Raw genomic sequence first — 18,365 nt, 5'->3', positions numbered from 1 at the left:
CACGTATCCATGCTGTCTTGCCAAATATAGGGAATGCACTAGCCATTCGATGCATAAAAGTATCAATGGCCTCCTTTGGCGTACCGGAACCGAAGGACTGTGTCTCCAGAATCGGCTTCGGCGGCAGACGGCCGTGAGAACCACAGGAGACAAGTCATGAAGCGTTATCTCAAGGCGGGCGTTGCGCTCGCGATCGCCGGCGCGGGGTTCGCCCACGCCGCCACGGAACTGGTCATCGCCACCGTCAACAACGGCCACATGATCGAGATGCAGAAGCTCACGCCCTTCTTCGAGAAGGCCAACCCCGACATCAAGCTCAAGTGGGTCACGCTGGAGGAGGGCACGCTGCGCCAGCGCGTGACCACCGACATCGCCACCAAGGGCGGCCAGTTCGACGTGATGACCATCGGCCTGTACGAGGCGCCGATCTGGTCGAAGAAGGGCTGGCTCAAGCCCATCGCCACCGATGCGGCCTACGACGTGGACGACCTGCTGCCCGCGATCCGCGCCGGCCTGTCGACCGACGGCAAGCTCTACGCCGCCCCCTTCTACGGCGAGAGCTCGATGCTCATGTACCGCAAGGACCTGGCCGACAAGGTCGGTTTCAAGATGCCCGAGCAGCCGACCTGGGCGCAGGTCAAGGAGTTTGCCGACAAGGCCAACGACCCCAAGGCCGGCGTCTACGGCATGTGCCTGCGCGGCAAGCCGGGCTGGGGCGACAACATGGCCTTCCTGAGCACGCTGGTCAACACCAACGGCGGCCAGTGGTTCGACATGCAGTGGAAGCCGCAGATCGACACCAAGGCCTGGAAGGACGCGATCACCTTCTACGTCGACCTGATGAAGAAGGACGGCCCGCCCGGCGCCTCGGCCAACAGCTTCAACGAGAACCTCGCGTTGTTCAACGAAGGCAAGTGCGCGGCCTGGGTCGACGCGACCATCGCGGCCTCGTTCATCAGCGACCCGAAGCAGTCGAAGGTGGCCGACAAGGTGGCCTTCGCGCAGGCGCCGACGGCCGTCACGCCCAAGGGCGCCAACTGGCTGTGGTCGTGGAACCTGGCCATCCCGGCCAGCTCGACCAAGGACGAGGCCGCACAGAAGTTCATCAAGTGGGCCACCTCCAAGGACTACATCAACCTCGTGGCCAAGGAAACCGGCTGGGCCACGGTGCCCACCGGCACGCGCAAGTCGACCTACGCCAACCCCGAGTTCCAGAAGGTCGCGAAGTTCGCGGAGGCCGAGAAGAAGGCCATCGACAGCGCCAACCTCACCGACAGCACCTTGCCCAAGTCGCCCTACGTCGGCGTGCAGTACGCGGCCATCCCCGAGTTCCAGGCCATCGGCGTGGCGGTGGGCCAGCAGATGAGCGCGGCCCTGTCGGGCAAGGTCACGGTCGACCAGGCGCTCAAGACCTCGCAGACGGCGGCGGAGCGGGAGATGAAGAAGGCCGGGTACTACAAGTAAGCCGTCCCTCTCCCTCCCCTGCCGGAGGAGGGCCGGGGTGGGGGCCCGCGGCGCATCGATCGCTGCAGTGATCGATGGGGAGCCCCCATCCCCGCCTTCCCCCAAAGGGGGAAGGAGCCAGAGACAACAAGAAGGGACCTGCTCATGAACCGACTCCTGCCCCGCCTCCTCATGGCGCCCGCGGTGCTCACGCTCCTGCTCTGGATGATCGTGCCGCTGGCGATGACGATCTACTTCTCCTTCGTCAGCTACAACCTGATGCAGCCGGGCGAGCATCCCTTCGCCGGCCTGGAGAACTTCCATTACTTCGTGACCGACCCCGACTTCTGGCCGGCGGTCTGGAACACGCTGCTGCTGATCGGCAGCGTGATCGTCATCACCGTGGTGGGCGGCGTGCTGCTGGCGCTGCTGGTCAACGAACCCTTCCCGGGCCGCGGCATCGTGCGGGTGCTGCTGATCTCGCCCTTCTTCGTCATGCCGGCGGTCAACGCGCTGCTGTGGAAGCACATGATGATGAACCCGATCTACGGCGTGCTGGCCGACCTGTGGCGCTTCTTCGGCGCCACGCCGGTCGACTGGCTCACCGACGTGCCGCTGCTGTCGGTGATCGTCATGGTGGCCTGGCAGTGGCTGCCCTTCGCCTGCCTGATCTTCATCACCTCGCTGCAATCGCTGGACCGCGAGCAGATGGAGGCCGCGCGCATGGACGGCGCCTCGGCACCGCAGCGCTTCTTCTACCTGACCATCCCGCACCTGGGCCGGCCGATGGCGGTGGTGATCATGATCGAGATGATCTTCCTGCTCAGCGTGTTCGCCGAGATCGCCATCACCACCAACGGCGGCCCGGGCAACGAGAGCACCAACCTCACCTACATGATCTTCAAGCAGTCGCTGATGAACTTCGACGTGGGCGTGGCCTCGGCCGGTGCGCTGTTCGCGGTGGTGCTGGCCAACATCGTGGCCGCCTTCCTGATCCGCATCGTCGGCAAGAACCTGGACTAGGGACTCACCATCATGCAACCCCATCCCTTGTTCACGCTGCTGCGCACCCTCGGCGCCTGGGCCGTCGCGCTGCTGCTCTTCTTCCCGCTGGGCTGGCTGTTCCTCACGGCCTTCAAGACCGAGCTGCAGGCCATCGCGGTGCCGCCGCTGTTCGTGTTCGAGCCCACGCTCGACAACTTCGCCGAGGTGCAGCGCCGCAGCGACTACCTGCTGTACGCGCGCAACTCGCTGATCACCAGCCTGGGCTCGACCGTGCTCGGCCTGCTGATCGCGGCGCCGGCGGCGTACTCGATGGCCTTCTTCCGAACGAAGCGCACGCGCGACATCCTGATGTGGATGCTCTCGACCAAGATGATGCCCGCGGTCGGCGCGCTGGTGCCGATCTACGTGCTGGCGCAGAGCGCGGGCATGCTCGATTCGCTGAGCGCGCTGACCATCGTGTTCACGCTGTCGAACCTGCCGATCATGGTCTGGATGCTCTACACCAGCTACAAGGACATCCCCAACGAGATCCTCGAGGCCGCGCGCATGGACGGCGCCAGCCTCTGGACCGAATTCCGCCACGTGGTGCTGCCGCTGTCGGTGGGCGGGCTGGCCTCGTGCGGCCTGCTGTGCCTGGTGCTGAGCTGGAACGAGGCCTTCTGGGCGCTCAACCTGGTCTCGGCCAAGGCCGGCACGCTGGCCACGCTGATCTCGCAGTACTCGAGCCCCGAAGGCCTGTTCTGGGCCAAGCTGTCCGCGGCCTCGCTGATGGCCATCGCGCCGATCGTGGTGTTCGGCTGGTTCTCTCAGAAGCAACTCGTCCAAGGCCTGACCTTCGGCGCCGTGAAATGAACACCCCCAGTCTTCGCGCACTGCGTGTCGCTTCGTCAACCCCCTCAAGGGGGCGCTGCCAGCGGCCCGGCAAAGCCGGTTCCGCGGCAGCTCCCGCATGGGGCTGGGCGCCTGCGATCCGTGCAGGCGTCTCGTCAGCCTGCTCATCCGCAATCAAGGAGTTTTGAATGGCCTACCTCGAACTCAAGAACATCCAGAAGAGCTTCGGCGACGCGCACATCATCCGCGGCGTGAACCTCGAGATCCAGAAGGGCGAGTTCATCGTCTTCGTCGGTCCCTCGGGCTGCGGCAAGTCGACGCTGCTGCGGCTCATCGCCGGGCTCGAGCCCACCACCAGCGGGCGGCTGATGCTCGACGGCAAGGACATCACGCAGCTGGCCTCGGGCAAGCGCGACCTCGCGATGGTGTTCCAGAGCTATGCGCTCTATCCGCACATGAGCGTGGCCGACAACATGTCCTTCGCGCTCAAGCTGGCCGGCGTACCCAAGGACGAGATCCGCAGGAAGGTCGCGCATGCGGCCGAGCAGCTCAACCTCACGCAGTACCTCGCGCGCACCCCCAAGGAGCTCTCGGGCGGCCAGCGCCAGCGCGTGGCCATCGGCCGCGCGATCGTGCGCGCGCCCAAGGTCTTCCTGTTCGACGAACCGCTGTCCAACCTCGACGCCGCGCTGCGCGGCAACACGCGCGTCGAGATCCACAAGCTGCACGTCGCCCTGGGCGCGACCAGCATCTACGTGACGCACGACCAGGTCGAGGCCATGACGCTGGCCGACCGCGTGGTGGTGCTCAAGGACGGCGTGATCGAGCAGGTCGGCACGCCGATGGAACTCTACGACCATCCGGTCAACCGCTTCGTCGCGCAGTTCATCGGCATGCCCTCGATGAACATGGTGCCGGCTTCGGCCATCCCCAGCTTCTCCTCGCAGACCCGCGGCCGCTTGCCGACCGACGGCTTCCTCGGTGTGCGGCCCGAGGGCCTGCAGGTGCACCCGGGACGTCCTCGAGATGGCGCGGGCGTGCCCGGCCGGGTCGACCTGATCGAGGCGCTGGGCGCCGACACGCTGATCCACATCGACGTCGACGGCGTGCCGCTGATCGCGCGCCAGAACGAGCGCACGCCGCTGCGCATCGGCGACGACGTCGGCGTCGAACTCGACCCGTCGGTGCTGCACCTGTTCGATCGCGAAGGCCAGGCACTCGCGGCCTGATCTCCCCTCTCTTCATCTCTTCATCCGAAAGCTCGACGTGACACTCGCAACCGTGCCGGACACCGACCTCGTGGTGCTGCACCTGGGGCTCGGCTCCTTCCATCGCGCCCACCAGGCGGTCTATCTGCAGCGGCTCCTCGACCTGGGCGACACGCGCTGGTCGCTGGTCGGCGCCAACCTGCGCGCCGACATGGCCGAGGTGCTGGCGGCACTGCAGGCGCAGGGCGGCGCCTACACGCTGGAGACCGTGACCCCGGCCGGCGCCTTCCACTACGAACGCATCACGGCGATCCGCCGCGTGCTGCCCTACGAAGCCACGCTGGCCGCGGTGATCGCCTGCGGTGCCGATCCCGCGACCCGCATCGTCTCCTTCACCGTGACCGAGGCCGGCTACTACCTCGATGCCAAGGGCGCGCTCGACCTGTCCTTCGCCGAACTGGCCGCGGACATCGCGCTTGCGCGCCGAGGCGAGGCCGGCCAGACGGTCTACGGCGCACTCTGTGCGCTGCTGCGTGCGCGGCGCGCGGCCGATGCGGGCCCGCTCACGCTGCTCAACTGCGACAACCTGCGCCACAACGGCGAGCGCTTCCGCCACGGCCTGCTCGAGTTCATCGCGCGCAGCGGCGACACGGCCTTGCGCGATTGGGTGCAGGCGAACACCACCTGCCCCAACGCGATGGTCGACCGCATCACGCCGCGGCCGCCGCCCGAGCTGCGCGAACGCGTGCGCGCGGCCACGGGCATCGACGACGCCGCGCCGGTCACGGCCGAGAGCTTCATTCAGTGGGTGATCGAAGACGACTTCATCGCAGGCCGGCCCGCGTGGGAACGCGTGGGCGTCGAACTGGTGGCTTCGGTCCAACCCTACGAGGAGGCCAAGATCCGGCTGCTCAACGCCACCCACAGCTGCATCGCCTGGGCCGGCACGCTGGTCGGCCTGCAGTTCATCCACGAAGGCACGCACCGGCCCGCGATCCGGCAGATGGCCTACGACTACGTGACAGACGACGTGATCCCGGTGCTGAGTGCACCCGGTGCGCCCAGCCCGGTCGACCTGCCGGCCTATCGCGACGTGGTGCTCGAGCGCTTCGGCAACCCGGCCATCCGCGACACCAACCAGCGCGTGGCGATGGACGGTTTCTCGAAGATCCCCGGCTTCATCGCGCCCACGGTGCGCGAGCGGCTCACGCGCGGCGAGACCATCGACAGCGTGGCCATGCTGCCCGCGCTGTTCCTGGCCTTCCTGCAGCGCTGGCATGCGGGTCAGCTGCCCTACGTCTACCAGGACCAGGGCATGGACCCGGCACTGGCGCATGCGATCTGCGACGCGTCCGACCCGGTGGCCGCCTTCGGCGCCGACCGCGCGCTGTGGGGCGCGCTGGCCAACGACCCGCGGCTGGTCGATGCGCTGCGGCGTGCGCGCCGGCGCGTGGACGCCTTCGTCGTGCAGGAGGGCTGAGCCATGCGCATCGCATTCGTGGGCGAAGCTCTGATCGATTTCACCGCCATCGAAGGATTGCGCTTCGAAGGCCACGAGGGCGGCGCGCCGGCCAACGGCGCCATCGCCGCCGCGCGCCTGGGCGAGCCCACGGGCTTCATCACGCAGCTCTCGACCGACCTGTTCGGCGAGCGGCTGCTGCAGCACCTGGAGCGCAACGGCGTCGACACGCGCTTCGTGCTGCGCAGCGACGCGCCGTCGACGCTGGCCTTCGTCGAACGCACGCCGCAGACCAACCGCTACGCCTTCTACACGCAGGGCACGGCCGACACGCGGTGGGCGCCCGATCCACTGCCCACCTTGCCCGACAGCTGCCGCTACCTGCACTTCGGCGCCATCTCGCTGCTGACCGAGCCCGCGGCCGGCCGCATCACCGCGCTGGTCGAGGCCCAGCGCGGCCGGCGCATCGTGCTCTTCGATCCCAACGTGCGGCCCAGCCTGATCCCCGACATGGCGGGCTACCGTGCCAGGCTGCCGCGCTGGGTCGCGGCCTGCGACCTGCTCAAGCTCAGCGACGAGGACGCCGCGCACATCGCGCCAGGCCGCGCGCCGGGCGACACGGCCGCGGCCCTGCTGGCATCGAACGACGGCCCGGGCCCGCGCGCGGTGCTGCTCACGCGCGGCGGCGAGGGCGTCACCTTGTACCGCGCGGGCCGGGCGCCGATAGCGGTCCGGCCACCGGCCGTGCAGGTGGTCGACACCATCGGCGCGGGCGATGCCTTCGCGGCCGCGCTGTCGGTCGCGCTGCTGGCGCAGGGCGTCGAGCAGGTCGCACAACTTGGCACCTTGACCGACGAGGCCTGGCACACCGTGCTGCGCTTTGCCGTCACCGCAGCCGCGCTCAACTGCACGCGCGCGGGCGCGGCGCCGCCCACGCGGGCCGAACTCGATGCGGCACTGAATCACTTTTCCAAGGAACAACAGGCATGACGAATTCCCCCATCGGCCGCCTGGCCGGCCGCCACGTGCTGGTGACCGGCGCGGGCGGCGGCATCGGCCTCGCGATCGTGCAGGCCTGCCTGGCCGAAGGCGCGCGCTGCAGCGTGGTCGACCGCGAGGCCGAAGCGCCCGAAGCCGTGCGCGCGCTCGCGGCGAAGCACTCCGACACGCTGGCCTACATCGTGGCCGACGTGACCGACCGCGCGGCCGTGGCCCGCATGCTGGCCGCCGCGCAGGCCCGCTTCGGCGCGCTGCACACGCTGGTCAACAACGCGGCGGTGTTCGACATGGCGCCGCTGCTCGAGAGCGACGAGGCCTCCTTCGACCGGCTCTTCGCGGTCAACGTGAAGGGCATGTTCTTCACCATGCAGGCGGTGCTGCAGCACATGGTCGAGGCCGGCACGCCGGGCGCGTCGGTGGTCAACCTGGCCTCGCAGGCCGGGCGGCGTGGCGAGGCGCTGGTGGCGCACTACTGCGCGACCAAGGCCGCGGTGATCAGCTACACGCAGAGCGCGGCACTGGCGATGGCGCCGCACGGCATCCGCGTCAACGGCATCGCGCCGGGCGTGGTCGACACGCCCATGTGGGCCGGTGTGGACGCGCTGTTCGCGCGCTACGAGAAGCTGCCGCTGGGCGAGAAGAAGCGCCAGGTCGGCCTGGCCGTGCCGCTGGGCCGCATGGGCAGGCCCGGCGACATGGCGGGCGCGGTGGTGTTCCTGGCCAGCGACGAGGCCCGCTACATCACGGCGCAGACGCTCAACGTCGACGGTGGTACTGTGATGAGCTGAATACGGCCTGGCAGCACCCGCAACGCATGCGATCCCTTCCCCGTCAGCGCGAACCCGAGCTCGAGCACGACCTGGCGCGCTCGCCCGCGCTCGGCTACGAGGCGCCCGAGGAAGCCGGCTGGGTGCGCTGCCTGGCGCACGGCTACCCGAGCCCGCTGGCGCGCTGGCACTGCCACGACGAGTACGAGCTGCACCTGATCACCTCGACCTCCGGCAAGGCCTTCGTCGGCGACTGGATCGGTCCGTTCCAGCCCGGCCACCTGGTGCTGTGCGGGCCACGCCTGCCGCACAACTGGATCTCGCTCGACACCCCCGATGCCGGCGTGCCCACGCGCGATCTGGTGATCCAGTTCCGTCACGACCCGGTGGCCGAGGCCGCGCGGCAGATTCCCGAACTGGGCGAGGTGCAGTTGCTGCTCGAACGCGCACGGCACGGCATCGAGTTCTTCGGCCTGTCGGAGCAGGCCGAGCGTCACTGGCACCGGGTCAAGACCACGCACGGCCTGCGCCGGCTCGCGGCCTTCTGCGAGTTCCTGGCCGACCTGGCCGATTGCACCGACTACCGGCTGCTGTCGAGCGTGCAGATGAAGGGCGCCGAGGGCGATGCCGAGGTCGAGCGCATCAACCTGATCGTCAACCGCATCACCGACAACGTGGCCGAGCCGATTTCGATGAGCGAGGTGGCGGGCGAACTCGGCATGAGCGAGAGCCGCTTCAGCCGCTACTTCCGTCGCACCACCGGCAACAGCTTCACCGACTTCGTCAACCGCGTGCGCATCAACAACGCCTGCCACCTGCTGATGCAGACCGACCACTACGTGACCGACATCTGCTACCAGGTGGGCTTCAACAACGTCGCCAATTTCAACCGGCGCTTTCTCGAGGTGAAGGGCATGACGCCGAGCGAGTTCCGCCGGCAGGCGGACAGCCGCTTCGGCGGCAACACTTAGCCCGCCCCCGAGGGCTCGCGCACGGCGTGTCGCTTCGCCGTCCCCCGTCCGGGGGCAACACCGGCGGGCCGGCGGAGCCGGACCCGCGGTGTTTCACGAACAGACAGGATGACAGGGCCCCGGTGGCCCAAGGAATTTCGATGTACCTGGGACTCGACCTCGGCACCTCCGAGCTGAAGGCATTGCTGCTCGCGGACGACCACCGCATCGTCGGCGTGGCGCGCGCGCCGTTGACCGTCAGCCGGCCGCAGCCGCTGTGGTCGGAGCAAGACCCTGCGCAGTGGTGGGACGCGCTCGAGACCGTGATGCAGGCGCTGCGCACCGCGCATGCCGAGGCGCTGGCGCAGGTACGCGCGATCGGCCTGTCGGGCCAGATGCACGGCGCCGTGCTGCTCGATGCGGCCCACCACGTGTTGCGCCCCGCGATCCTCTGGAACGACGGCCGCAGCGCCGCGCAGTGCGATGAACTCGCCGCCGCGGTGCCGCGCCTGGGCGAGATCGCCGGCAACCTCGCGATGCCCGGCTTCACCGCGCCCAAGCTGCTGTGGGTGCGCACGCACGAGCCCTCGCTGTTCGCGCGCACCGCCCACGTGCTGCTGCCCAAGGACTGGCTGCGCTGGCGCTTGAGCGGCGAGCGGGCGAGCGACATGTCCGACGCGGCCGGCACCTTGTGGCTCGACGTGGGCGCGCGCGACTGGTCCGACGAACTGCTGGCCGCCACCGGGCTCACGCGTGCGCACATGCCGCGGCTGGTCGAAGGCAGTGCGGTGTCGGCTTCGCTGTCGCCCGCACTGGCCGCGCGCTGGGGCCTGGGCCCGCAGGTCGTGATCGCCGGCGGCGCGGGCGACAACGCGGCCAGCGCGATCGGCATGGGCGTGGTGGCGCCGGGGCAGGGCTTCGTCTCGCTGGGCACCTCGGGCGTGATCTTCGTGGCGACCGAGCGCTTCACGCCCAACCCCGCGCAGGCGGTGCACGCCTTCTGCCATGCGCTGCCGGGCCGCTGGCACCAGATGTCGGTGATGCTGTCGGCGGCCAGCGCGCTGAGCTGGGCGGTGCGCGCCTTCGGCTTTGCCGACGAGGCTGCGCTGCTGGCCGCGGCGGCCGGGCTCGGCGCCGAGGCGCGTGCATCGGCGCCGCTGTTCCTGCCCTATCTCTCGGGCGAACGCTCGCCGCACAACGACGCGCAGGCGCAAGGCACCTTGTTCGGTCTCACGCATGCGCACGGGCCGGCCGACATCGCCTATGCGGTGGTGGAGGGCGTGAGCTTCGGACTGCGCGACGGCCTCGACACGCTGCAGCCGCCGCAGGGCGAACTGGCGCTGGTCGGCGGCGGCGCGCGCAGTGCCTGGTGGGCCCAGTTGCTGGCCGACATCCTCGAAGTGCCGCTGGCGCTGGGGCAGGGCGGCGAGGCCGGCGGCGCGCTGGGTGCGGCGCGGCTGGCCTGGCTGGCCGACGGCGGCCGCGTCGAGGCGGTGTGCCGTGCGCCCGAACTGCGTCAGCGCTTCGTGCCCGATGCCTCGCAGCAGGCGCCGCACCGCGCGCGGCATGCGCGCTTCCAGGCGCTCTATCGCGCGCTCAAGCCGTACTTTGCGCGTTGAGACCCGTGTCGCTTCAGGCGCTCGTGCCGACGAGCACGGGTTGCGCGCGGTAGGCCTGCGGAAACAGGCGCCGGAGGTTGGCGACCTTGGGCAGGTCGTTGATCACGATGTAGGGATCGTCGGGGTGCCGCGTCAGGTAATCCTGGTGGTAGGCCTCGGCGGCGAAGAAGCGCTTCTGCAGCTCGATGGTGGTCACGATCGGCAGGTTGGCGAAGGTCTTGGCCTGCGTCAGCTGCGCGATGTAGGCCTGCACGATGCGCGCCTGCTCGAGGTTCTGCGCGAACACGGTCGAGCGGTACTGCGTGCCGGTGTCGGGCCCTTGCCGGTCGAGCTGTGTCGGGTCGTGCGCCACCGAGAAGAAGATCTGCAGCAGCCGCGCGAAGCTGATCTGCCGCGGGTCGTAGCGGATGCGCACGGCTTCGGCATGGCCCGTGTCGCCCAGGCCCACGGCCTCGTATTTGGCCGTGTGTTCCGCGCCGCCCGCATAGCCCGACACCGCGCTGTTCACGCCCTTGACGTGCTGGAACACGCCCTGCACGCCCCAGAAGCAGCCGCCCGCGAGCACCGCGACCAGCTCGGTGTCGCCGGGGGCCACGGCGGGGTCGGTGGTGGGGGCCGGCACCACGGTCGGCGCATCGGCTGCCATGGCGGGCGCGTGGGCGCCAGCGATCCACAACGCGACGCTCGCGAGCAAAGACCGGCGACTTGGGAGAGCGCAAGGAACAGGGGACATGGCAGGGCAGGGCATGGGATGTGGAAGAAGCGCGCCCAGTGTCCTCCAAACCGTTTAACAAAACGAGCACGGTGGTCAAACACAACGGATGCAGGTAACAGCGGGGCGCCACCAGGCGTTTTGCGGCCCTCGGTCCTTAGAGTGGGCCGCTGGTTCGTTCCACAAGAAGATTCAGGAGAGACACACCCATGCATTCCTCATCGGCCTCACTCAGGAAGGGGCTCAAGCAACGTCATCTGACCATGATCGCCATCGGCGGCGTCGTGGGGGCCGGACTGTTCGTCGGCTCCGCAGCGGTCATCCAGAGCACTGGCCCCGCGGCCTTTCTGACCTACGCCGTCACCGGTCTGCTCATCGTCATGGTGATGCGCATGCTCGGCGAGATGGCCACGTCCACCCCGTCCACCGGGGCCTTCTGCGACTACGCACACGAGGCGCTGGGCGACTGGGCCGGCTTTTCGGTGGCCTGGCTCTACTGGTACTTCTGGGTGGTGGTGATCGCGTTCGAGGCGGTCGCGGGCGCCAAGCTGCTGACCTACTGGATCCACGACGTGCCGGTCTGGGCCATGGCCTGCGGCCTGATGGTGCTGATGGTCACCAGCAACCTGTTCTCGGTCGAATCCTTCGGCGAGTTCGAGTTCTGGTTCGCGGGCGTCAAGGTGCTCGCGATCATCGCCTTCCTGGTACTGGGCGGTCTCTATGTCTTCGGGGCGTGGCCCGGGCACCGCATGGACCTGAGCCCGCTCACGGCGCACGGCGGCTGGTTCCCCAAGGGGGGGATGGCGGTCTTCAGCAGCGTAGTGGTCGTGGTGTTCTCGATGGTCGGCGCAGAGATCGCGACCATCGCGGCCGCCGAGTCCGACGACCCTGTCAAGGCCGTCAGCAAGGCCACCCATTCGGTGGTGCTGCGGCTGGGCCTCTTCTACGTCGGCTCGGCTTTCCTCCTGACCGCCATCCTGCCCTGGAACTCTTTCGTGCTTGGCGCCTCGCCCCTCGTCGATGCCTTCAGGGCGATGGGCCTTCCCGGAGCCGACCACGTGATGAACGCGGTGGTGATCACGGCCGTGCTGTCGTGCCTCAACTCGGGCATCTACAGCGCGTCGCGCATGCTGTTCGTGCTGGCCGGCCGCCAGCACGCGCCCGCAGTGTTCACACGCGTCAACCGCAAGGGTGTGCCGGTGGCGGCGATCCTGCTGTCGAGTGTGGGGGGCTTCGCCTGCGTGGCCGCTGCTTACGTCTCGCCCGCCAGGCTGTTCCTGTTCCTGCTGAACTCCTCGGGTGCGATCATCCTGTTCGTCTACATCATCATCGGCCTGTCGCAGATCGTGCTGCGCCTGCGCAAGCCTCAGCAGGCGCGTCCCGTGAAGATGTGGTTCTTCCCCTGGCTGAGCCTGGCCACCATCGCCGCGATGGTCGCGCTGCTGGTGCAGATGGGCGCCGACCCTGAAACCGCCTCGCAGCTCCACCTGAGCCTGCTGGCGTTCGCAATGTCGCTGTTGATGTACCTGGCCACCCGAGGCGTCCGCGCGCGGGCACTCGCCCGCGCTACCTGAGCGCCAGCCACTGGCCCATGAAAAAAGCCCCGCAGCTTGCGCTGCAGGGCTTTCGGGTCAAAGGGCCGCAATAGCTGCTCCATTCGTGGCATACCAGCGGAACCGGCTTCGCCGGCGCCGCTGGTGTTGCCCCCGGAAGGGGGAGGGCAAGCGAACACGAAGTGCCGCGCACGCTTTGGCGATGCCCAAAGAAAAAGCCCTGCAGCTTTCACTGCAGGGCCCTCGGGTCGGAAGACCGCAATCAATTCGCCCCCTTCGTGGAACACCGCGGAACCGGCTTCGCCGGGCCGCAGGTGTTGCCCCCCGGTAGGGGGGAGGGCAAGGCGACACGAAGTGCGCCGCCGCCTCGGGGGGCGAGCCAATTACATGCCCATGCCGCCCATGCCGCCCATGCCACCCATGTCGGGCATGCCGCCGCCGGCGCCAGCTTCGTCCTTCGGTGCTTCAGCGACCATGGCTTCGGTCGTCAGCAGCAGCGAGGACACCGAAGCGGCGTTCTGCAGTGCGGTGCGGGTGACCTTCGTCGGGTCCAGGATGCCCAGCTCGAGCATGTCGCCGTAGGTGTCGTTCTGGGCGTTGAAGCCGAAGTTGCCCTTGCCGGCCAACACAGCGTTCACCACCACCGAAGCTTCGCCACCGGCGTTGTTCACGATTTCGCGCAGGGGCGCTTCGACGGCCTTGAGCACCAGCTTGATGCCGGCGTCCTGGTCGGCGTTGTCGCCCTTGACCGAGTCGCCCACCGCTTGCTTGGCACGCAGCAGCGCCACGCCGCCGCCAGCCACAACGCCTTCTTCCACTGCAGCGCGGGTAGCGTGCAGGGCGTCTTCGACGCGCGCCTTCTTTTCCTTCATTTCGACTTCGGTGGCAGCGCCAACCTTGATCACTGCAACGCCACCGGCCAGCTTGGCCACGCGCTCTTGCAGCTTTTCACGGTCGTAGTCGCTCGAAGCTTCTTCGATCTGCACACGCACTTGCTTGACGCGGGCTTCGATGTCAGCAGCAGCGCCAGCGCCGTCGATGATGATCGTGTTTTCCTTGCCGACTTCGATGCGGGCTGCCGAGCCGAGGTCGGCCAGGGTCACCTTTTCGAGCGTCAGGCCGACTTCTTCAGCGATGACCTTGCCGCCCGTCAGGATGGCGATGTCTTCCAGCATGGCCTTGCGGCGGTCGCCGAAGCCAGGTGCCTTCACAGCCACAACCTTCAGGATGCCGCGGATCGTGTTCACGACCAGGGTCGCCAGGGCTTCGCCTTCGACTTCTTCGGCAATGATCAGCAGGGGACGGCCCGACTTCGCGACTTGTTCCAGCGTGGGGAGCAGGTCACGGATGTTGCTGATCTTCTTGTCGTAGAGCAGCACGAAGGGGTTGTCCAGAATCGCCGATTGCTTTTCCGGGTTGTTGATGAAGTAGGGCGACAGGTAGCCGCGGTCGAACTGCATGCCTTCGACGACGTCGAGTTCGCTGTCGAGCGACTTGCCGTCTTCGACGGTGATGACGCCTTCCTTGCCGACCTTGTCCATCGCGTCAGCGATGAGCTTGCCGATGGTTTCGTCGCTGTTGGCCGAGATCGAGCCGACTTGAGCGATTTCCTTCGACGTGGTCGTGGGCTTCGAAGCCTTCTTCAGCTCGGCGACCAGGGCCGTGACAGCCTTGTCGATGCCGCGCTTCAGGTCCATCGGGTTCATGCCGGCAGCCACCAGCTTGAAACCTTCGCGGACGATGGCTTGGGCCAGGACCGTAGCGGTCGTGGTGCCGTCACCAGCGTTGTCGCTGGTCTTCGAAGCCACTTCCTTCACGAGCTGGGCGCCCATGTTCTGCAGCTTGTCCTTGAGTTCGATTTCCTTGGCGACGGACACACCGTCCTTGGTCACCGTGGGGGCGCCGAACGAACGCTCGAGCACCACGTTGCGGCCCTTGGGGCCCAGGGTCACTTTGACTGCGTTGGCCAGGATGTTCACACCCTCGACCATGCGTGCGCGGGCTTCGCCGCCGAAGACGACGTCTTTTGCTGCCATGTTGAATTACTCCGAATGGATTGAATGAATGGAAAGAAGGAGGGAGAGGACTTAGCTCGCGACAACCGCGAACAGGTCGTCTTCCTTCATGACCAGCAGCTCGTCGCCGCCGACCTTGACGGTCTGGCCGCTGTACTTGCCGAACACGACGCGGTCGCCGACCTTGACGGTCAGGGCGATCAGTTCACCCTTGTCGTTGCGCTTGCCCGGGCCCACGGCCAGGACTTCGCCTTGATCGGGCTTCTCGGCGGCTGCGTCGGGGATGACGATGCCAGAGGCGGTCTTGGTTTCGCTGTCAACACGCTTGACGATCACGCGATCGGCCAAAGGACGAAGGTTCATTGCATCTCCTGGAGGGATATAGAAACGGGGTTGTGGAGGGCTTCGACCACAGGCCGGATGCCCCATCGCCTGGAAAGTGCGTTGTTAGCACTCGGTCTTGGCGAGTGCTAATGATAAGGGCATTTGCCGGGGTTTCAAGGTCTGGGCCGAAGGCGAGGCATGCAGATGCCTTCATTGGAAGTCGGCTGCGCCTCCAGCGCTCCCTGCCGTGCGCCGTCGGCAGCGCCGCCGGCTGTTCTCCGACGCAACGATTCAGGCGATGGGCGCCAGCTTGGTGTTCCCGTTGCCGATCGAGCGCGAAAGCGCCATGGCAGGGCGCTCGACGAGCGCATACATCCCCCAAGCCGCCAGTACGCTCGCCACCAGCGCCGCCAGCGCGAACAGCTCCGATGGCACCTGCGGCACTCGACCTAGCGAAAGATTGAGCAGTTTGACGCCGATGGGGAAATGCACCAGATAGAGCGAATAGGAGATGGCGCCGAACCAGAGGATGACTCGGGGAATCTGCACACGCAGCGGCACGCTGATCAGCGCCACCGATGCCAGCGCGATGCCCATACCGTCCAAGCCGGTCTGTGCCCATGCGAGGGCGGAAGCCAGCAGCAGTTTGGCGCTGAACTCTGTCCAGTCGATCCACCCACACTGAACCTGCTCCAGGGCCATGCCGGCAAGGAAGAAGGCAATGAAGTGAATGAACAGAATGTCAGCCAGAAAGAACCAGACCACGCAGGGGGCCAGGAAGGCCAGCGTTCGGACGATCCGGTTGGATGAATTGAGGAGGGGGTAGGCGAGCGCTAGAAAGATGTAGAAGCAGATTTCCACGCGGAGCGTCCAGTAGACCGGGTTTTCTGCAGGCGCTTCGGCGTAGAAGAAGTATGAGACCAGGTCGACCGCGGACCAGGTGGTGGCTTCGTGCTTCCATGCCGCCGCCGCGATGCTCAAGGCCAGGGTCAGTGCCAGCGAAACGAGGTACGGTGGATGCAGCCGCACGATGCGTTTGAGCAGAAAACGTCCGGCGTTCGCAAGACGGTAGCCCTCCTTGCGCAGCACGCGCGGGATGATGAAACCCGACAACACGAAGAATACGAACACGCCGTAATCGCCGAGCGGAGAAAACAGCGTGGCCACGGCGGGCGCGAAAGCGTGCTTGAAGTGGCACAGACAGACGCTCAGCGCAGCAAGCCCGCGAATGGCATCGAGATGCTGAAGTCGGTGGGGTGTGGCGGGCAGCATGGTGGCGTAGGTGTGCAGGAGAAGCTTGAACCGAGGTGCCACATGTGTTGGGCTTCAGTGCATGCGCATGGCTCGGAGCGGAATGACCTCAGTGCCGCCGTATGCCGATATCGATGCGGGGGCTGAACGCGTGGATGGTAAATCAAAAGTATTCTTTTGTATCGCTTGGCGCTGCCGACGCCCTGCTCCCCCTGCGCCGGTCTTGCAGCGTCGTGGTCACGCCACCCGCCCTACGGAAGGCAGGGGATGCGCTGCAGTCGAGCAGCCAAACCGGCGTCCGCGTCACGTGCGTTTCGCGTGCCCCGTCACGCGCAACTGGAAGCTGCGCAGCTGAGCCGCGCTGACGGGTTGGCCCGAGACATCGGTCACGCGCAGCACCCACTCTCCCTTCGATGGTTCGGCGAAGAAGGCATTGCTCGACGACAGGGGGATGCCGAAGTCGCTGCCGTTCTTCAGGGTCGACATCGGCGTGAGCACATGGCTCACCGTGCCCGAGGGCGAGGTCAGCGTGGCCGAGAGCGCGCTCGGCTGGCCGTGGGTGGTGGCCAGGCTGAACTGCACCGATTCGATCGCCACGTTCGCGTCCAGACGCACCCGCAGCGCGGCCGACGACGGGGCGCCGCCGATGTCCGACGGCCGGTCGGCCGAGGCGGTCCATCCGCTGTCCTGCAGCGGCGGCAGCGTCCTGAAGCCGCGCGCCATGGCCACGGCCGCGCTGGCGTCGACCAGGCCGAAGCCGTACCAGTTGCTGAAGCGGTAGCCCGCGGCGTTGGTGATCCAGCCGGATTCGACCGCGCTGCCCTGGACGTGGACGGCGGGCTGGGCCAGGTCCAGCGGGCGGGCGGTGGAGGCCAGGATGAACTTCACATCGCGCTGGGTCAGCGCCGGGTTCGCGTCGAGCATCAGGGCCGCGATGCCCGCCACCATCGGTGCGGCCGAGGAGGTGCCGCCGAAAGCCGCGGTGTAGTGGCAGTCGGGGTCCAGCGGCGTGCCGCCGTCGAGCGCGTTGAGGCGCATGGCCGTGGTGTTCAGGCCCTGCGAACAGCCGCGGATGTCCGTGGTGACGATGCCGGGGCCGTAGTCGCGCTGGCCCGGGCCCGCCACGCCGAGCTGCCGACCGCCTTCGCCACCCGGTGCCGAAACCCAGATGGCTGAACCGGCGGAGGAGAAGTACGAGCGCGTGCCGCGTGCGTTGACCGAGGCGACGGCGAGGGTCTGGCGGAAGTTGGCGGCCGGATCGGTGTTGGCCAGCACGCAACTCAATCCCGCGGCGTTGGCCACGCAGCCAGCAAACGGATCGGCGTTCTCGGCGTCCTCGGGCTGCATGAAGCCATTGCCCGCCGCATAGACATAGACCCCGCCCTTGCCCGCGCGCGTGCCGCTCATGAGCGACTCCCAGGCCTGGAGTTCGGCCGGCGAGACGGCGGGATAGGCGCCGGTGTAGGGCGCGCCCAGGCTGGTGTTGAACACGTCGGTGGCCTTGGCCTCGACGCCTTCGCCCCAGGCATAGCCGACGTACTTCCGGAAGGCTGCGGCCTGTTCGGCCACCGTGCCGCTGTAGATGAACTCGCCGACGTTGAAGCCCTGCAGGCCGGCCTCGGGCGCCACGCCGCGGCCGCCCTGGCCGTTCCAGCCCGTGGCCGCGACGATGCCGGCGACGTTGGTGCCATGCCCGTCCTTGTCGCCCAGCGGCTGGGTGTCGCTGAGGAAATTCTTGCTGCCGCCCGGGACGATGTTGGCGGCCAGGTCTTCGTGGCCGATGTCGATGCCGCTGTCGACCACCGCGACTTTCACGCCATGGCCGCGAAGGCCTTGTGCGTGCAGCGTGCCGATGTTCAGGTCCACGCCGGCGCAGGGCAGCGTGTCGGCGAAGACGGCCTGGCCGGTGTTCTTCAGGTACCACTGGTCGATGAACAGCGGGTCCTCGTTGGCGGCCGTGGCGCGCTGCAGGGGCGTGGCCGTGTCCGCGCAGCGAACGTCCAGCGTGTTGCGGTTGGGCGAAGCCGCGACGACATCGCCATTGCCGTTGCCACTGTTCCCGCCGCCGACATGCGCGCCACTGCCGCCACCGCCGCCTCCGGTGTTCCCGCCAGCGCCGTTGCCGCCGCCACAGCCGGCCAGCAGGGCCAGCGCGACGATCGGCAGCGCACGGCGGGCGGAGGTCCAACCACAAGATAAATATTTAACTTTCTTCAACGGAAGATCCTT

The 18,365-nt window shown here is 67.7% G+C and carries 15 protein-coding genes; 10 read left to right on the top strand and 5 right to left on the bottom strand.

The genetic code is table 11. The features are described 5' to 3' along the window. Nucleotides 1–156: 156 nt before the first annotated feature. The 9 genes from K0H49_RS13505 (at nucleotide 157) to xylB (ending at nucleotide 10,281) form a co-directional block, all read left to right on the top strand. Nucleotides 157–1,464 (top strand): ABC transporter substrate-binding protein, encoded by a 1,308-nt coding sequence (locus tag K0H49_RS13505; RefSeq protein ID WP_219212864.1) that lies wholly within the window; start codon nucleotides 157–159, stop codon nucleotides 1,462–1,464. 144 nt (nucleotides 1,465–1,608) lie between these two features. Continuing rightward, a complete protein-coding gene (locus tag K0H49_RS13500; protein ID WP_219212863.1) occupies nucleotides 1,609–2,466 on the top strand; it encodes a carbohydrate ABC transporter permease in 858 nt (285 codons plus the stop codon). A 12-nt stretch (nucleotides 2,467–2,478) separates the two neighbouring features. Next, nucleotides 2,479–3,300: a carbohydrate ABC transporter permease gene (locus tag K0H49_RS13495; protein ID WP_219212861.1), complete on the top strand. Its 822-nt coding sequence runs from the start codon at nucleotides 2,479–2,481 to the stop codon at nucleotides 3,298–3,300. A gap of 167 nt (nucleotides 3,301–3,467) precedes the next feature. After that, on the top strand, nucleotides 3,468–4,508 hold the full coding sequence (locus K0H49_RS13490) for an ABC transporter ATP-binding protein (protein WP_219212859.1): 1,041 nt from the start codon (nucleotides 3,468–3,470) through the stop codon (nucleotides 4,506–4,508). Nucleotides 4,509–4,581: 73 nt separating this feature from the next. Beyond that, nucleotides 4,582–5,967: a D-arabinitol 4-dehydrogenase gene (gene dalD, locus K0H49_RS13485; protein WP_219213320.1), complete on the top strand. Its 1,386-nt coding sequence runs from the start codon at nucleotides 4,582–4,584 to the stop codon at nucleotides 5,965–5,967. A 3-nt stretch (nucleotides 5,968–5,970) separates the two neighbouring features. Continuing rightward, entirely contained in the window at nucleotides 5,971–6,936 is a 966-nt protein-coding gene (locus tag K0H49_RS13480) for a carbohydrate kinase family protein (RefSeq protein WP_219212857.1), read from the top strand. Next, nucleotides 6,933–7,733: an L-iditol 2-dehydrogenase gene (locus K0H49_RS13475; protein WP_219212855.1), complete on the top strand. Its 801-nt coding sequence runs from the start codon at nucleotides 6,933–6,935 to the stop codon at nucleotides 7,731–7,733. The genes K0H49_RS13480 and K0H49_RS13475 overlap by 4 nt, the downstream gene beginning before the upstream one ends. Nucleotides 7,734–7,759: 26 nt before the next feature. Next, the gene (locus K0H49_RS13470) at nucleotides 7,760–8,683 is read left to right on the top strand and encodes an AraC family transcriptional regulator (RefSeq protein WP_219212854.1); all 924 of its coding nucleotides are present in this window, start codon (nucleotides 7,760–7,762) and stop codon (nucleotides 8,681–8,683) included. A gap of 140 nt (nucleotides 8,684–8,823) precedes the next feature. Next, complete coding sequence (gene xylB / locus K0H49_RS13465; RefSeq protein WP_219212852.1) at nucleotides 8,824–10,281, top strand: xylulokinase; 1,458 nt, start codon at nucleotides 8,824–8,826, stop codon at nucleotides 10,279–10,281. A 13-nt stretch (nucleotides 10,282–10,294) separates the two neighbouring features. On the opposite strand, the gene msrA is transcribed toward xylB, so the two are convergent. Further along, nucleotides 10,295–11,014, bottom strand: coding sequence for a peptide-methionine (S)-S-oxide reductase MsrA (gene msrA, locus K0H49_RS13460; protein WP_219212850.1), 720 nt, complete (start codon nucleotides 11,012–11,014; stop codon nucleotides 10,295–10,297). A 188-nt stretch (nucleotides 11,015–11,202) separates the two neighbouring features. On the opposite strand from msrA, the gene K0H49_RS13455 reads away from it, so the two are divergent. Then, nucleotides 11,203–12,567, top strand: coding sequence for an amino acid permease (locus K0H49_RS13455; RefSeq protein ID WP_219212847.1), 1,365 nt, complete (start codon nucleotides 11,203–11,205; stop codon nucleotides 12,565–12,567). A 362-nt stretch (nucleotides 12,568–12,929) separates the two neighbouring features. Here the strand turns inward: K0H49_RS13455 and groL are convergent, their stop codons facing one another. The 4 genes from groL to K0H49_RS13435 form a co-directional block, all read right to left on the bottom strand. After that, entirely contained in the window at nucleotides 12,930–14,582 is a 1,653-nt protein-coding gene (gene groL / locus K0H49_RS13450) for a chaperonin GroEL (protein WP_219212845.1), read from the bottom strand. A 51-nt stretch (nucleotides 14,583–14,633) separates the two neighbouring features. Then, complete coding sequence (locus tag K0H49_RS13445) at nucleotides 14,634–14,924, bottom strand: co-chaperone GroES (protein WP_183026119.1); 291 nt, start codon at nucleotides 14,922–14,924, stop codon at nucleotides 14,634–14,636. A gap of 252 nt (nucleotides 14,925–15,176) precedes the next feature. Beyond that, nucleotides 15,177–16,157 (bottom strand): acyltransferase family protein, encoded by a 981-nt coding sequence (locus K0H49_RS13440; RefSeq protein ID WP_219212843.1) that lies wholly within the window; start codon nucleotides 16,155–16,157, stop codon nucleotides 15,177–15,179. A 282-nt stretch (nucleotides 16,158–16,439) separates the two neighbouring features. Beyond that, complete coding sequence (locus K0H49_RS13435) at nucleotides 16,440–18,353, bottom strand: S8 family serine peptidase (protein WP_219212841.1); 1,914 nt, start codon at nucleotides 18,351–18,353, stop codon at nucleotides 16,440–16,442. Between the last annotated feature and the right edge of the window lie 12 nt (nucleotides 18,354–18,365).

This window comes from Variovorax boronicumulans, from assembly GCF_019352895.1.
Lineage (GTDB): Bacteria > Pseudomonadota > Gammaproteobacteria > Burkholderiales > Burkholderiaceae_C > Variovorax > Variovorax boronicumulans_A.
This window is presented reverse-complemented; position numbering and strand designations above follow the sequence as displayed.

Excerpts from the sequence above, each read along its gene's own strand:
- K0H49_RS13505 (WP_219212864.1), top strand. The coding sequence starts at position 157 with ATGAAGCGTTATCTCAAGGCGGGCGTTGCGCTCGCGATCGCCGGCGCG.
- K0H49_RS13500 (WP_219212863.1), top strand. The coding sequence starts at position 1,609 with ATGAACCGACTCCTGCCCCGCCTCCTCATGGCGCCCGCGGTGCTCACG.
- K0H49_RS13495 (WP_219212861.1), top strand. The coding sequence starts at position 2,479 with ATGCAACCCCATCCCTTGTTCACGCTGCTGCGCACCCTCGGCGCCTGG.
- K0H49_RS13490 (WP_219212859.1), top strand. The coding sequence starts at position 3,468 with ATGGCCTACCTCGAACTCAAGAACATCCAGAAGAGCTTCGGCGACGCG.
- K0H49_RS13480 (WP_219212857.1), top strand. The coding sequence starts at position 5,971 with ATGCGCATCGCATTCGTGGGCGAAGCTCTGATCGATTTCACCGCCATC.
- K0H49_RS13475 (WP_219212855.1), top strand. The coding sequence starts at position 6,933 with ATGACGAATTCCCCCATCGGCCGCCTGGCCGGCCGCCACGTGCTGGTG.
- K0H49_RS13470 (WP_219212854.1), top strand. The coding sequence starts at position 7,760 with ATGCGATCCCTTCCCCGTCAGCGCGAACCCGAGCTCGAGCACGACCTG.
- xylB (WP_219212852.1), top strand. The coding sequence starts at position 8,824 with ATGTACCTGGGACTCGACCTCGGCACCTCCGAGCTGAAGGCATTGCTG.
- msrA (WP_219212850.1), bottom strand. The coding sequence starts at position 11,014 with ATGTCCCCTGTTCCTTGCGCTCTCCCAAGTCGCCGGTCTTTGCTCGCG.
- K0H49_RS13455 (WP_219212847.1), top strand. The coding sequence starts at position 11,203 with ATGCATTCCTCATCGGCCTCACTCAGGAAGGGGCTCAAGCAACGTCAT.
- groL (WP_219212845.1), bottom strand. The coding sequence starts at position 14,582 with ATGGCAGCAAAAGACGTCGTCTTCGGCGGCGAAGCCCGCGCACGCATG.
- K0H49_RS13445 (WP_183026119.1), bottom strand. The coding sequence starts at position 14,924 with ATGAACCTTCGTCCTTTGGCCGATCGCGTGATCGTCAAGCGTGTTGAC.
- K0H49_RS13440 (WP_219212843.1), bottom strand. The coding sequence starts at position 16,157 with ATGCTGCCCGCCACACCCCACCGACTTCAGCATCTCGATGCCATTCGC.